Raw genomic sequence first — 14,285 nt, 5'->3', positions numbered from 1 at the left:
CGCGTCTGTGGGGTGGCACACCATGTGCCATCTCCAATACGCCTGCATCACGTGCTTGCACAATGCTTGCCAGAAACCCTACCACCTGCGGGCCCGAGATCAGAAACCCTCGGGCCGGAGATTGGAAAACAGGCAGGCAGCCGATCACGCGATGACGCCTAGCGATGGATTGCCGAAGAAACCTCAGGAAACAGTTGGTGAAACGGTGACGGTCGGGACTATCAGCCGGGTTTTGGACCCGACATCTTTTGGTCAACCGGCACAGTTTACCGTTTTTCGGCGTATTTGGCGGCCTCAATGACGGCCGGCGGACGCCCGCAGGAGTGGGCGGATCATCGCAGCGCACTACACCGCCGATAATGGCGTTCTGATTGCCAGACGGCTACCAGAGCCGGGGCGGGGATGTCAAACTGGCTTTTGCTGACCAGACTTTCACTTCAATCTTGACTGCTGACCCCCCCTCCATGGCTGCGACTTATAAGGACGCCGGCGTTGACCTCGACGTTTACGCCGAATCGATGCGGCGTTTGCCCAAACTGATGCACCGCACTTTCTCGCCGCGCGTGCTGGCCAGCGATGGTGGGTTTGCCGGGCTGTTTCAGCTCGATTTCGCCGGCAAACTGTTCGCCCGCAATTACGAACAACCCGTTCTGGTCAGCGGCACCGACGGCGTCGGGACCAAGCTGAAAATCGCCCAAACCACCGGCATCCACCACACCGTCGGGATCGATTTGGTGGCGATGTGTGTCAATGATCTGCTCTGCACCGGCGCCGAACCGCTGTTTTTTCTCGATTATGTCGCGATGGGCAAAGACGATCCGGCGCGGTTGGAACGGATCGTTCAAGGGATCAGCGACGGCTGCGTCGCCGGCGACATGGCCTTGCTGGGCGGCGAAACCGCGATCATGCCGGACATGTACGGGGATGACGACTATGACCTGGCCGGCTTTGCCGTCGGTGTCGTCGAACGAAAACGATTGATCGACGGCAAACAGATCGGCGAAGGCGACGTCGTGCTGGGGATCGCATCCAGCGGGCTGCACAGCAATGGTTTTTCGCTGGTCCGAAAAATCATCGCCGATGCCGGCCTGACCTGGGATTCCACCCCCGACGCCCTGGGCGGCAAGACCATCGCCGAGGAATGCCTGACGCCGACTCAGATTTACGTCGCGGCCGTTCGCGCGATCCAAAATCACTACCGCGTCAAACAAGTCATCCACGGCCTGGCCCACATCACCGGCGGCGGGATCGAAGAGAATCTCGATCGCATCCTGCCCCCCGGCGTCGATGCCGAGATCGATCCCCAGTCCTGGGAACCGTCGGCGGTGTTCCGCTTTCTGCAGCAAACCGGCAACGTGGCCGACGCCGAAATGCGACGCGTGTTCAACATGGGCATCGGCATGGCCATCATCGTCAGCGATTTCTACGCCGCCAGTATCCAATCCCAGCTGACCGAGCTGGGGATTCAGGCCACGCCGATCGGACGGATCACCTTCGGAACCGGCAAGGTGCGCTACGTCTAGTGCTTCGTCAACTTTTATTCTTAGGGTACCGCGGAAAAGGGGTCAGGTACCAAAAATGCGAAGCACCCTGCGGGCCATTTGGTTTTTGGTACCTGACCCCTTTTCCGCTCGACAAACGCGGGCTCGAAAATTGAAAGCTGACAAAGCACTAGCCGTACACGAATTCGATCGGTGCCTCGATGTCGGGATGAATGCTTTGGTGAACCGGGCACTTCCGCGCAGCCGTCTCCAGTCGGGTTCGCATCGCGGCGTCGGTGACCGAGCCGGCCGGGAGTGTCACGACGGTCCGCAGCCCCCCGATGCGACGCACCGGTTGTTGGATCATCTCTTTGGTCACCGAGACCTCTGTCCCGGTTAGATCCAATTCGTGGCGCTCGGCGACGAGTCCCAAGATGGTCAGAACACAGCTTCCCAGTGCGGTGGCGACCAGGTCTGTCGGGGAGAACGATTCCCCCTTGCCGCCGTTGTCCAGCGGTGCGTCCGTGGTCAGTGTTTTGCCGCTCGGGCCGTGCGTGGCGGTGCATCCGAGCTGGCCGGTGTACACCCCGTGAATCTCAACAGCCATGTTTGCTACTCCTCGTCGCGCTACAGTAATTCGTGACGCCGCCTGAGACGGCATCCCCATTGATAGCCGAACAGATCGTCGGGGTGGATCCGGGGAGAGCGTTCAACCGCTGTGAAAGGTATGAGATTTTGGAAAATTTTCAGAAAACAAAACGTTTTTTCGAGCGTCTGATTAGCGTTAAGAGACGATTGCGGTAGATGGAACAACATTACGCGTTTTTACTGAATCCGAAAACTTGACTCCGATTCGGGTCGACGTAGGTGTTGCCGCCTGATATTTCTGCGTCCCAGCAAAATTTGCATTTTTGTTTGTCACTTCTGCGGCCGAAGTTCGCTTGTTCCCTTAGCTGAAAAACCCTTCTGCCGCTTGGGAGATAGCCCGATGGCTACTACACAATTTTCTGATTCGCGAGTCACCAACCTGATTCAGCGAATCGACACGGTTCTGTGTGCCCACCACGAGCTCTGCAACCATCTCGCAGACCTCAAAATTTCGATGGAGGGTTCCCGCATCGTGCTTCGCGGTCACCTGCCGTCGGTGGCACTCAAGCAAGCCCTGGTGCCGGCGATCCGCCAAGCCGGCGTGCTCGGCCAGGTCTGCAATTGCGTCGAAATCGCTTGAGACCGGATCGGCGTCAGCCGCTTTCGTGAACGTCTTCCGCTATCCGCTCCTGTTTTTTATGAGCGGAACGGCGCGAGCGGTCTATCGATTTAGTGGGATTGGTCGAGTCAATGGTGAGCCGCTGGCCGTAAGGCCTCGGGCGGGCGCCTGGATGCCCGGCCGCTTACGCGTCGCGGCTCACTCACTAAACCGACAGCCCGCGAGCCGTCCGGTCTATCAAGCTGTTTTCAAGCGAAACCGGTACGCCAGAAACGCGATCGGTACCAGGATGACGGCCCAAGGGATCACGGCGACGGCGAAGAGGACCAATCCGGTCGCGATCTGGACGATGGATCGGGTCGAACCGCCCCAGACGGCCGCGATTCGGTCGGTCAACGTCGGTGCCGCCGGCGGCTGGTAGGTCGCTTCTTCGACCACCCGCAGGGTCACCGTGGCCAGCGACGTTTGGTCCTTCAACACACGCATCCGGCCTTCCATGCGTTCGATCTCTTCACGGACGCGCGAAAGTTCTCGTTCGATTTCCATCAAATCGGTCAGCTTGCCGGGGCGTTCTTCCAGCATCGCCAGGATGCGTTCTTCCAGTTTCTGTTTGTTGCTGATGCGTGCTTCTAAATCGACATAGGCCTCGGTGACATCGTCGGACGTCTCGCTGCGGGAGCGTGCAAAACCGAGCGAGTCCAAACCGGAGAGGAAGGCGTCGTAATTCGCCACCGGAACGCGAATCACCCAGGTTCCGCCGCGGTGGTCGCCGTGCCGGCGGTCACTGCTGCGTTCGGAGGCATAGCCGCCGTGGCTGCCAATCACGCCGGAGATTTGTCGCTCGAAAACGGCGAAATCGTCGACGACCAATTCGACATCGGCGGTGTAGATGATCTTGCGGTTGGACACCGATCGCTCGACCGCTTCGCCCCCGGCAACCAGCGCGACGGGGATGGTTTCACCCGCCGCGGGCGCTTCGGCATGCTCAAGCACGCTGTCGAAATCCGCGCGATCAGCCTGCTGACCACATCCCAACAGCGGCAAGCAGACGGCGAGGGCTGCAAGGATGGTTTTCCAGTTGGCTCGTTTGATCACGTTTTCGTCCTCGGAGGGGGCCGTACGGGCTAGCACTACCGATCAGACGAGCGGGGAATCGATTCGGATTTCCGCAAATGGGAAATGTCCTGGAATTTCACCGCGTCCGCAATATTTTTTCCATCTTTCGCCCCTTCGCCAACTCGTCGACCAGCTTGTCCAAGTATCGGACCCGCTGGGTCAACGGATTCTCAATCTCCTCGACCCGATGACCGCAGATGACGCCCGTGATCAGGTGCGCGTTCTCGTTGACCTTGGCGGCCTGAAAGAATTGCTGGAACGTCGATTCGCCGCCGATGTGTTTCTGCAGCGTCTTTTCGTTGAAACCCGTCAACCATTTGATCACCTGATGCAGCTCTTCCTTGGTCCGGCCTTTCTTCTCAACCTTCGTGACATAGTGCGGGTACACGGACGCAAACGTCATGTTGGCGATGCGTTCATCGGTGTTGTTGGTGCGGTTCATGATGTTCAACTATTTCATCGTAGTGGTGGACGCTGACGTATTTACTCCGTGCCTCGCAGCACATCGGCCAAGTTCAGGTAGGTCGCCGGGTTGATGCTGGAGACAAATGCCGTGATCGCCTTCTGTGCCTCGGTGTCGTACCAAAACAGTCGTGATGTAATCGATGTGCCGTCGTTTCCCTCAATGAAAAAGCGACCGCCACGGATCCCGGTTCGACTCGCATCAATATCGCTCCATGCCAGAAATCGAGCGGTTGAAATAAACATGAATCCGGGACCTTCAATCCCCTGCGACGTGAGAATCACTCGCAAATTGGTCATGTCCTTCAATGACCAGAGTGCATACTTCAACACGTAGAGCAATGCGATCCAGCCGTATGGGTACCCAAGCAGCAGCGTTCCGATGTAGATCGAGATGCCGGCGGTGGAAGCAAGCCAACAGTTGTTGATGAAGAACCGCCATCGGACGACGTGGAACTCGCGGGGTTCTAACTCAGAGGTGGTGGAAAATGGTTCGTGGATGCTCACATCAACGACAGCGAATCGATTGTGATCGATCCGCTTTTGCGGAGGTATGGAGTTGGGGTGTCTGCCGGCGCCATCTCAGCACGAGGCGCGCCAGCGACAGGAACAGATTAGAGCGGATCCCGTCGGTCGATTCCAACGTTCGGGGCCCATGCGAATGATAAAAACCGATCGTCCTAAGCTGGATGGTCCCTTTCGCCGATCCCCGGACATCGCGGGGGCCCAGCAGGCGACTGCGAAGTCGCCCTCGCTCCGCTTGCGGAGCAGGTTTTACGCCGAGAGGGGTTGCAGCAACGAGACGGTGGTCGCCTTGACGCACCACCGGAATCCCAAACTCGATTGCCGATTGACCCCGGATGGGGTCACAGCATTGAGACGCTGCGATCCCCGGGGACGTCAATTGTATCAGTGACGGATTTGATCGTAGCGCAAGACGCCAAGGCCTGCGCAGCGCCGGCCCTCTCTGGTGTTTGCTTGCAGCGCAAACGCCGTCTCTCCCAGAGAGGGTTCTTCGTGGATTTTAGTGGCTAATCACTCAGGACCCAGGTTTTTTGAGGCATTGCTGCGATGTCCGAATGGGTGTTGGACGACAAACGCTCGGTTCAAACGCCCCTCCGGCGACGCGGGCCGGTGGAGGGCACGAAGCACCTTCGCCGCATCGCAGACCAGGTGATTCCTAGGCGGGTTGCTCCTCCGCAGATCCAGTCTCCGCTACAGCTGGCTTCGCCATCAGACCGAACAGAACCATCGGACATCGCAGTCATCCATTCGACGTCCTTCGGGGTCGATTGGACTGTTTTTTACCGTTCCGGCCGCGGTAGGTCTTCAGTCGTCAAACAGCTGCTCAAGTCGCGCCCTTCGCTGCTGTCGATGGTTCATCCCCGCGGCGCGTTGAAGCAGGGCCCAGGGCGGAATCATGGTCGCAGCGATCGTTGCCAACAAGAGCAAGAGTTGCCAGGGTGTTGGGTCAGTGACCGTGGTGTTGCCGTACGTCAATTCCCCGCCATTTCCGAAGCCGGCCACCAGCAGAATGCCCGCAAAAACAAGCCCCACGATCGTGAACGAACTGATGAGTCGTGTGAGGGCGATGGCGATGCGGAATTGCATCGCGACCAACACGCCAAGTCCGGTCAACAACAGCGGCGTCCATTGGGCAGTTGCTACGGAGTAGGATTGTGAAAGAAGATTGATCGCGAAGAAATGCAAAAGTCCAAAGACAATCAGCCAACTCCCCGCGACTGTGTTGAGATGCGTTACGGTCCATTCCGACGGACGAGCTTCTTCGACAGTCGACGGAGCATAGGGATTCGTCACGAGAGATCAATTCAGTAGGGGAACGAATTGCGATGGATCCGCGCACGCGGAGGAAAGGAGGGCGAACGAGCGCCCGGTTTCCTATTATTGCAGCATCCGTCCGATGCCGGCCGAACGGTCTTTGCGTTTCGCGTCGGGGTCGGTGTTCATGCCCTGGAACAGTCGTTCGATGGTTTGCCCAACGCCGTCGAGCGCCCGGCGTTCGATGTTGGGGTCATCCAGCGGTCCCGTCACGTCGACCGTCCACAACGTGTAACGCTGGTCCATCAGCGGACGCAGGATACGCGTGAACGTGTTGCGGGGGGAGACGCGGGTGTTGAAGGTCAGGTCGAGTTCGCGGCGGCGATCGAGCATGCCGTTTCCGTGCAATGCGATCAGGCTGCCCCACAGTTTCAGGTCATCAAAAAAGATCTCGTTCTCGCTCAGCCGGTAGTTGATGTCGGCGTTGGTGAACGCGACGTCTTCGGTCGGCGTGATCGACAGGACGTTCAACAATTGCATCAACACCGGCACCTGATAGAGGTTGGCATCGGTGATGACGGCATGGCCTTGGCCACGCAGCAGGTCGGTGGTCCCGAGCACGCCTTCCAGATTCATGCTGCCGACGAGCGAACCGGTCAAATCGCTCATGCCCTGCCCCAATTCGGCCAACAACACCGGAAGCTTGGCCTGGATCAGCGCCAGCCGCACATCAAAATTGGCGTCGGACAAGGTCACGTTGCCATCCATACGAATCGTGCCGTCGAATAAACGGCCTTCGATCGGTTGTTGGAACTCGCCGTTGCGACCCATGCCCCCCAGGCGAAGACGATCGTCGCGGATTTGAAACGGGCCGCGCAGCTGCGTGATTTGCAGATCATTAATGTGCAGCGAATCGATCCGGACTTCGCCCTCGGCGGCGATCTCGCGCGCGTCCTTGTGCCCCTTGACCAACAACTCTCCGCGCAGCCCGTGTACCGGACCGACGTCGCCGATCCGATTCCCTTCCAGTTGAAATTGCAGATCCCAGCCAAAGATCGGATCGGGATGGCTGTCATCAGAGAGCAGCGTTTCGGTCAATCCGCTCAGGCCGACCGGTCCGCGGAGGTTCAATCCACGCATGGCACCTCGCATCTGTTGGGGCAATGCGTTGATCAATTCGGCGTCGGGGATCAATCGGCTGCCGTTATGCACATCGACACTTAGCAGCCAGCGTCCGTCGTTGATTTGCCAGCAGCCACCGTCGGCGGAGACGGCGGACCTGCCGTGCTCGGCCCGAATCGAGTCGATCATGACGCGGCCGCCTTCATACCGAACCGCGGCTTCGACGATGTCCAACCGGTACGGCAAGGCGATCGGTTGCAAACGCAGCGTGTCCGAGCCGATGCGTTTGGAATCAAATTGGTGCGCGGCGACGTTCAGCTTCAACGGGCTATCGGGGACATCGCGAACCAATTTGATTCTCAGCGAATCGAGCACTCCACTGGGTGCGAGGTTGTCCCAGGTCTGTTGCGAAGCCGGCGGAAGCGAACTGCGAAGGGCTTCGTCGAGCGAAATGCGGGTGGCATCGAAATCCAAGACCAGCGATGGCCCCGAGAACGACGTGCCGGATGCCTCGTTTCCGGGTTCGTCGCGGCGGGGAGGAACCCGGTAGTCGCCTTCGCACCGAATCACGCCGCCGTTGGCATTGGATCCTTGAAATCCAGTGAGTGTCACGTGATCGTCGACGACGCGAATGTCGCCGGTGACGTTGTACAGCGGATACGGAAACGCATTGAACCGGAGCGTCGCATCACTGACTTTCAGCTCCATGTCCTGATGCTTGACTCCATCGGCATCGGTCCGCATCGTGCCACGGACCAGATGAATCGCTCCGAGTGGGTTCAGCGAACGAATGAATCGCTCCAGCGGCGTGACCTCGCCTCCGCGCGGCGACAGCGCGTTCAATAGTTCTCCATCAATCGCAATCGGTCCGGCCATCGCCACGGAAAACACACGTTGCTGCTGCGAATCAGGGCGCAGGGGCAGATCAAACACACACTGCATCAGTTGGCCACCGATCCGCCCACCGGCCAGTTTGGTTTGGACACGCTGGTCCTTGATCAACAATTCTCCGGTGATCTGCTGAACCGGGTAGGGGAATTTCTCATAGTTCAGGTCGACGCCCTTGCACGTGATTTCGGCAGTCGTTTCGATCTGGTCACCGACCACGTCAAAGTGTGCGTGGGTGACGTCGATCAATCCACGCGGCTCGAATTTTTTCCAGCCGGCTTCCAACCGCTGGGGGATCACGGCGGCGAACCGCTGGTCCAGCAACAGGTTGTAGGCCGAGACATCGAGATGGGCTTCGATGGGGTTGGAATAACCGACGGTGTAGCCGTCCAGCTTGATCCGCGCGTCGCCCCAGAACGCCTGGCAGGATTCCAGTTGCACACCGCTGGGACGACAACTCAGCACGCCACGAATGTCTTTCACCGGCATCGATGACTTGGGGTGCCGAAACCGGCCGTCGTGAATGCGACTGCGGGTCGCGAAGTTGATCGGATGGCCGGGCTGAATCCGCGCAATCGCCGTCGTGTCGGCCACCAATTCCAGTCCACGAAGCGGTTTCAGTTTTTCTTGCACTTGTGCCGGCAAGCGATCGATCAGCTCACCGGTCAGCTTGCCACCGCGAACCTCGCCGCGCAGATCGGTTTGTTTGTCGTCGCTGGTGATCTGCAACGCAAAATGCTCGGCAAACGCGGCGGTGCCATTGGCGGTGATGGTCGATGAGCATGAACCGGCGGCTCCGGCAGGATCCGTCGCGCATGCGAAATCCTTTAAGATCACCGCTTGAGCGACATCAATTTCGATCGGACGCGAATCCGGCGACTCGTTGGCCAACACCAGTTTCGCGTTGCGGACCTCCATCCTGGGACAGGCGACTTTGCCAAACGTCGGCAGCGGCCACAGCGATTCCAGCGACAGTTTGCCCTGTTCATCCAGCCAAGCGTGGGCGCGGACGCCACTGATCACAATCCGACGCGTGACCAGCGGGTTTTCGTTTTCCAACAGTTTTGAAACGTCGGCGCTCGCCACCACAACGATCTGACCAATCTGCACCAACTCGCGTGACGCGTCCGCGGAGATGCCCAGACGATCACTCAAGCTGCGCACTCGCCGCGTCGCAGCCGACTCGGACTTCTGCGGCTGCAAAATCCGGATGTCATCCAGGATCAATCCGATGTTCGGTTCGAAACGGCCCCGACCGATCGAGATTTCCAGATCCGGGTAGTGGTCGCGAAACGTCTGTTCGACATGACGTCGAACCTGCTCCCCCACGGTCTGCGGGGCGATGAAGCGAAAGATGAAAACGATCGCCGCAATCAACAGCGCAACGACCATCCATCGAGAGGACTTTCCCGACGATGTGATGTCGTTCGATTCGGCTTCCTTGCCGCTCAAAGAGTCTCTAGCTCCTGTGGAATGCGAGCCAGCATGGGGACGGATCGCCGGTCCGTCGTCCTGTTGGGCGTCTGGCGGATTGGCAATCCGCCAGACGCTCCGATAGTAGTCCCTGTTTTACGGGGCGAGCCAGCCCAAATACTGCCAAAAACGGTAAAGCCAGGGAGACTGCCAGGGACCGTCCAGCGAGATCGACATCGACGTCACGCTGGCTGCTAGCAAAACGTACGCCAGCCATCGCCCCCACGGGCGATCACTGAGCCACTCCGCAGGCCCGGCGATCGCGAACAACCACAGCGGAGCAAACCACAGCATCCAACGAAAACACACGCTGACCCCGCCGTAATTGCGGTCGATCTCCGGCCGAAGCAGATAAAATACGGCACAGACGACGGTCGCCAGTGCGATCACGGCGAGCAACAGACGCAGCTCGGTGGAGCGTGATGACAGCAATCCCAGAAACCCGATCGGCATCAGCAACCAGATCGGGGTCAGCGAGAAAATCCCATAGTGCCCCACCGTCATGTTGGCGAAATAGACCAGACGAGACGGTTCGCCGACGTCGACGCCTCGGCGTTTCCCATCGACCCAGTAGCTGGACGGATAGTCGTACCAGTCGTCCCAATGCCGCAACTGCGAAACTCCGTCGGCGTTGCGAATCAGACCGAATTGTTGTTTCCCATCGACGACCACGCGGGTCCGCCGGGGATCGCGTGACGGGCCGGTTTCGATCTGGGATTGTTCGGACGCCAAATCCTCCGCCACGAGTGCCGAACGCAATTGATCGTCGGTCGGTTCGGCTTGGTCGAGTGTGGTGATCAGCGCGCCGTCACCGCGGTGCGTGTAGGGCGGCCGCAGACTTTGGTGGGCGATCCAATTGGTCGCAAAAAATGCGGCCGCGACCACCAGCACGCCGGCGGAGTAGGCCGGGAGTGCCCGCCGCTGGACCAGCAACAACAGCCCGCCCCAGAAAACGGTCATCGACAGCGCCGGCAACTCATTGGCGGCGGTGAATCCGCCCGCCAGCCCCGCCAGCAACCACCATCGGTGGCCGGTCGGCACCTGGAGCGATCGGACGAAGATGAACAGCACCACCGCAGCCGACGCGGCCGCCGGCAAGTGATTGTTCAGCGCCACCGAAAACGGCAGCAGCATCGTGCCGAAGCAGACCGAGGCGGCGAGGAAACATTTGGCCCAAACGGAATGCGTGACGCGGTCGAGGGCCAGAATCGTGCAGAGCAAAAACACCAACAGCGTCGGGACGTTGACCAGCCACAGGATGACGCGGCCGACATAGATCGGATGGTCGCTCAGCCACATCCCCATCGTCCGCGACACACACCAATACACCCCGGCGTAAATCGTCGGCAGCAGCGGCGGCTTGCTGCTGTAGTAGTGCAGTTGCCCGTCGCGGCCGCGATGCCGAACCAGATCGATCGTCGCCCAGGGACGGCGATTCTGTTTGATCCCACGACGCTCCAAGAACGGATCGATTTGATAGGTTCCGTTTTCGACCAACGCGGCAATCGTACACCAGCGGGATCGATCGTTGGCGCTCAAGAACGGCGTGTCGCCTTCTCGGCTGATGACGGTGGCGATGCGGCCGGAGACGACCGACAGCGCGATCACGATCAACAACGTGTAGACGCCGGCGATCGGAATTCCTTTTTCGCTGGCGTCCTTCATCGTTGACCTCCGCCGGTTGATGCCGCTGACGCGTCGGTGTCTTGCAGGATGCTGTACGGGTACTTGGATTGCTCGGAAAGCGAAACGATCAGCTCGGCCAACAGCCCGGCCAGGAACATCTGGGCTCCCAACAGCAACGCGGTGATGCAGTAGTAAAACAGCGCCGAGGCGTGCAGATCGACGTCGGTCATCGATTCCAATTGTCGCGAGATCACCCACATCGCGGATAGATAAACCAGCCCGAAACCGCCGGTCAAAAAGAACAGCAAGCCGATCGCTCCGACGAAATGGAAGGGCCGCTTGCCGAACGTGGTCAAGAAAAAGATGGACAGCAGGTCCAGGAATCCTTTGGCCAATCGCGAGACGCCGTACTTGGATTGGCCGAACTGGCGGGCGTGATGAACGACGGGGATTTCGGCGACGCGCCAGCCCCGGGCGGCTGCCAGGACGGGAACGAAGCGGTGTCGCTCGCCGTACAGCGTGACGTCTTTGGTCACCGGCCCGCGGTACGCTTTGAACCCGCAATTGTGGTCGTGCAAGTGCACGCCGGTCATCCGGCTGACCAGCCAATTGAAGACCTTGCTGGGCAATGTTTTGTCGAGCGCGTCTTTGCGTTTCTGTTTCCAGCCGCTGACGACGTCAAAGCCCTCGTTCAGTTTGTCGATGAACGCGGGGATCTCTACCGGATCGTCTTGCAGATCGGCGTCCATCGTGAACACGACGTCGCCGGTGGCCTGGGCAAATCCGGCCGAGAGCGCCGCCGCTTTGCCAAAGTTTCGTCGGAACCGGATACCGCGGACGTGATCGTGCTGGGCTGCAAGCGTTTCGATCCGGGACCACGTTTGATCGGTGGAACCGTCGTCGATAAACAGCACGTCGTGGGGCAAATCGATGCCGCCGCAGGCCTCGCCGATCTTTTCGACCAACGTGTCCACGGTGTCTTGTTCGTCCATTGTGGGGATCACGAACGTCGCGGATCCCGGAAAACCATTCATCAAAGCAGTCTCATCAAGCGATTGACCTGTCGAAAAGGGGGACGGGGCATCCTAGCAGAAATGCGGTCGTTTTGTCCCGCCGGTGCGGTCGGTGGCGACTGCAGAGGGGGGGCCGGTGGGCTGGAGACGGACCGCATCGACTTTGGCACTGAAGGTGTTAGCGGAACGGCGCGAGCGGGCTGTCGATTGAGTCGGGATCTGCTGAGTCAATGGTGAGCCGCTGGCCGTAAGGCCTCGGGCAGCGTCGCAATGCCCGGCCGCTTACGCGTCGCGGCTCACAAAAACGACAGCCCGCGAGCCGTCCGGTTTCAGCGTGAAAGACCGGAGGGCTCGCGCCCTGCCGCTAACAAAAAACACCCCCGCGGCACTCAGCTTCCGCCCCAGACCAATTTCAGGTAGCGAATCTTGTTAAAGCTGCTCCTGCTTGGGATCTTTCACATGATCCACTCCGTCCTACAAACGCTCCATGATCCCGCGATAGGCGGCTTCGTCGATTTCGTCGGTCAGGAAGCGATAGGTCGCCACGTACTTGCCCACCCGTGCCAGGTCGCGCTGGAAGCGTTCACCGCGGAGCAAGACCCGGTCCAGGGAGAGGTTGTCTCGCAAATCGGACAATTTGACTTGCCGGGCGAGTTCGTTTTCTCGCAGCCGAATCACATAATCTTGGTACGACGTCTCGCTGCGGTGGGTCATCCGATCGACGCCGCGGACGACGGAATCGCTGAACCCCTGTGATCGAAGATCGTCCAGGGTGACTGACGTGTCTTCGACCAGATCGTGCATCACGCCGATCATTTTGGCGTCCAGCGAGTCGACGCCCATCATCACGCGGATGCAGTGCAAGATGTACGGTTGGCCCGACTTGTCGGTGATTCCGGCGAAGTGTTTTGCCGCCAGGGCGATGGCGTCTTCCAGCGTCGCTGACATGATGTTGGTTTCCTTGCGGTTGGAGCAAATGGAGTGAAATCGTGTCGGCCGATGCCAAGACTGGAACACGATTTGCGAATCACAGCAACCGCGGCGAGTGTTGTGCCAAAAAGACCTCCCGCTGTCACGCAATCGTCCTTTTCACCGCATCGCCGAGCCATGCACGCAGCTACTGAGACTTACGGAGCCCCCGGCCACGCCGCGGCCTATGAAATGACGCCGACCCATCCGGTGCTGGTCGGGTATCTCTACTGGATCCTCGGCATTTTTGGTGCCCATCGATTTTATTTTGGCCGACCGATCACGGGAGTGCTCTGGTTTTTCACCGGCGGCGTGTTCTTGGTCGGCTGGATTGTGGACCTGTTCCTGATCCCTTCGATGGCCGACGACGCGTCGCGACGGTACCGCAGGGGACGGGTCGATTACACGCTTTGCTGGGTGCTGCACACGTTCCTGGGCCTGTTCGGCGTACACCGCTTGTACATGGGCAAAATCTTTACCGGTGTGCTGTTCTTGCTGACCGGTGGGCTGCTGGGAGTCGGGTTCGTGTATGACCTGCTGACGTTGAATGAGCAGATCGATGAACTGAATGCGTGGGAGTAGGGGGAGGAAGTGGGATAGGCTTCCAGCCTGTCATGAGTCTCGTGACGGGGCTCCGCCTCGTCACGCACTGCTCTTGAGGCTCCGCCTCGCGTTCGCATGGGTCGAAGGCGGAGCCTCCGGGACCTTGCGTTCCCAGGCGGGAGCCTGGGAACGAGTTCGGTGTACTCGTGACGGGGCTCTGCCTCGTCACGCACTGTGCTTGAGGCTCCGCCTGGGCTGCGCAAAACCGACCGGTTTTGTGTTGAAATTGCTATTTGAGAATTTGACGGAATTGGTTCTCTTATATGCAGTTTTTCCGCGTCATGGAGGTTCAGTCATGTCTCAAGCCACGATTGAGTATAAGTCACCTGTTTCCAAACTTCTTGGTTCGGCACGCCGTGGACGAGAGAAATGGAAGAACAACGCCATGCAATCCAAGCGGTTGATTAAGGAACTCAAGCAAAACCTCTGCAATGCGAGAGAGAGCCGCCAGCGATGGAGAGGCGAGGCAAGCCAACTGCGGCGGCGCGTCGCCGAGCTGCAGAGTGAATTAGAGCAGTTAAAAACGCGGAGCAGCCCCTGAAGAAT

Annotated in this window: 13 protein-coding genes; 4 read left to right on the top strand and 9 right to left on the bottom strand. The window is 59.3% G+C overall.

The genetic code is table 11. The features are described 5' to 3' along the window. Positions 1-464 precede the first annotated feature (464 nt). Positions 465-1,523 (top strand): phosphoribosylformylglycinamidine cyclo-ligase, encoded by a 1,059-nt coding sequence (gene purM, locus Enr13x_RS28290; RefSeq protein ID WP_145390220.1) that lies wholly within the window; start codon positions 465-467, stop codon positions 1,521-1,523. A 148-nt stretch (positions 1,524-1,671) separates the two neighbouring features. On the opposite strand, the gene Enr13x_RS28285 is transcribed toward purM, so the two are convergent. Continuing rightward, the gene (locus Enr13x_RS28285; protein ID WP_145390219.1) at positions 1,672-2,088 is read right to left on the bottom strand and encodes an OsmC family protein; all 417 of its coding nucleotides are present in this window, start codon (positions 2,086-2,088) and stop codon (positions 1,672-1,674) included. Positions 2,089-2,469: 381 nt separating this feature from the next. Here Enr13x_RS28285 and Enr13x_RS28280 point away from each other — a divergent pair, with 381 nt between their 5' ends. Further along, complete coding sequence (locus tag Enr13x_RS28280) at positions 2,470-2,709, top strand: hypothetical protein (protein WP_145390218.1); 240 nt, start codon at positions 2,470-2,472, stop codon at positions 2,707-2,709. A gap of 216 nt (positions 2,710-2,925) precedes the next feature. Here Enr13x_RS28280 and Enr13x_RS28275 read toward each other — a convergent pair whose 3' ends face one another. From Enr13x_RS28275 to Enr13x_RS28240, 8 genes are all read right to left on the bottom strand, one after another. Beyond that, entirely contained in the window at positions 2,926-3,783 is an 858-nt protein-coding gene (locus tag Enr13x_RS28275; protein ID WP_231743829.1) for a DUF4349 domain-containing protein, read from the bottom strand. A 97-nt stretch (positions 3,784-3,880) separates the two neighbouring features. Then, on the bottom strand, positions 3,881-4,246 hold the full coding sequence (locus Enr13x_RS28270) for a DUF2200 domain-containing protein (RefSeq protein WP_145390217.1): 366 nt from the start codon (positions 4,244-4,246) through the stop codon (positions 3,881-3,883). Positions 4,247-4,287: 41 nt separating this feature from the next. Continuing rightward, on the bottom strand, positions 4,288-4,773 hold the full coding sequence (locus Enr13x_RS28265) for a hypothetical protein (RefSeq protein ID WP_145390216.1): 486 nt from the start codon (positions 4,771-4,773) through the stop codon (positions 4,288-4,290). A gap of 822 nt (positions 4,774-5,595) precedes the next feature. Next, complete coding sequence (locus tag Enr13x_RS28260) at positions 5,596-6,084, bottom strand: hypothetical protein (RefSeq protein WP_145390215.1); 489 nt, start codon at positions 6,082-6,084, stop codon at positions 5,596-5,598. Between the two features lie 84 nt (positions 6,085-6,168). Further along, positions 6,169-9,507 (bottom strand): AsmA-like C-terminal region-containing protein, encoded by a 3,339-nt coding sequence (locus Enr13x_RS28255; RefSeq protein WP_145390214.1) that lies wholly within the window; start codon positions 9,505-9,507, stop codon positions 6,169-6,171. 117 nt (positions 9,508-9,624) lie between these two features. After that, positions 9,625-11,193: a hypothetical protein gene (locus tag Enr13x_RS28250; protein WP_231743828.1), complete on the bottom strand. Its 1,569-nt coding sequence runs from the start codon at positions 11,191-11,193 to the stop codon at positions 9,625-9,627. Beyond that, positions 11,190-12,188, bottom strand: a complete 999-nt coding sequence (locus Enr13x_RS28245) for a glycosyltransferase family 2 protein (protein ID WP_145390213.1) — start codon at positions 12,186-12,188, stop codon at positions 11,190-11,192. Before Enr13x_RS28245 ends, Enr13x_RS28250 begins: the two co-directional genes overlap by 4 nt. 453 nt (positions 12,189-12,641) lie before the next feature. Then, positions 12,642-13,115 (bottom strand): HD domain-containing protein, encoded by a 474-nt coding sequence (locus tag Enr13x_RS28240; RefSeq protein WP_145390212.1) that lies wholly within the window; start codon positions 13,113-13,115, stop codon positions 12,642-12,644. A 159-nt stretch (positions 13,116-13,274) separates the two neighbouring features. Between Enr13x_RS28240 and Enr13x_RS28235 the strand changes: the two genes are divergently transcribed. Together Enr13x_RS28235 and Enr13x_RS28230 are read left to right on the top strand one after the other, a co-directional pair. Beyond that, positions 13,275-13,718 carry a TM2 domain-containing protein gene (locus Enr13x_RS28235; protein ID WP_197455410.1) on the top strand — a complete coding sequence of 148 codons (444 nt, stop codon included), beginning with the start codon at positions 13,275-13,277 and terminating at the stop codon, positions 13,716-13,718. A 316-nt stretch (positions 13,719-14,034) separates the two neighbouring features. Next, positions 14,035-14,280 (top strand): hypothetical protein, encoded by a 246-nt coding sequence (locus tag Enr13x_RS28230; protein WP_145384425.1) that lies wholly within the window; start codon positions 14,035-14,037, stop codon positions 14,278-14,280. Positions 14,281-14,285: the final 5 nt, after the last annotated feature.

It is taken from the genome of Stieleria neptunia, from assembly GCF_007754155.1.
Classification (GTDB): Bacteria; Planctomycetota; Planctomycetia; order Pirellulales; family Pirellulaceae; genus Stieleria; species Stieleria neptunia.
Note: the sequence above shows the minus strand (reverse complement) of the source record. Positions and strands in the feature narration are given on the sequence as shown.

Coding starts and splice junctions, on each gene's coding strand:
- Enr13x_RS28230 (WP_145384425.1), top strand. CDS start 14,035: ATGTCTCAAGCCACGATTGAGTATAAGTCACCTGTTTCCAAACTTCTT.
- Enr13x_RS28270 (WP_145390217.1), bottom strand. CDS start 4,246: ATGAACCGCACCAACAACACCGATGAACGCATCGCCAACATGACGTTT.
- purM (WP_145390220.1), top strand. CDS start 465: ATGGCTGCGACTTATAAGGACGCCGGCGTTGACCTCGACGTTTACGCC.
- Enr13x_RS28285 (WP_145390219.1), bottom strand. CDS start 2,088: ATGGCTGTTGAGATTCACGGGGTGTACACCGGCCAGCTCGGATGCACC.
- Enr13x_RS28280 (WP_145390218.1), top strand. CDS start 2,470: ATGGCTACTACACAATTTTCTGATTCGCGAGTCACCAACCTGATTCAG.
- Enr13x_RS28240 (WP_145390212.1), bottom strand. CDS start 13,115: ATGTCAGCGACGCTGGAAGACGCCATCGCCCTGGCGGCAAAACACTTC.
- Enr13x_RS28250 (WP_231743828.1), bottom strand. CDS start 11,193: ATGAAGGACGCCAGCGAAAAAGGAATTCCGATCGCCGGCGTCTACACG.
- Enr13x_RS28235 (WP_197455410.1), top strand. CDS start 13,275: ATGCACGCAGCTACTGAGACTTACGGAGCCCCCGGCCACGCCGCGGCC.
- Enr13x_RS28245 (WP_145390213.1), bottom strand. CDS start 12,188: ATGAATGGTTTTCCGGGATCCGCGACGTTCGTGATCCCCACAATGGAC.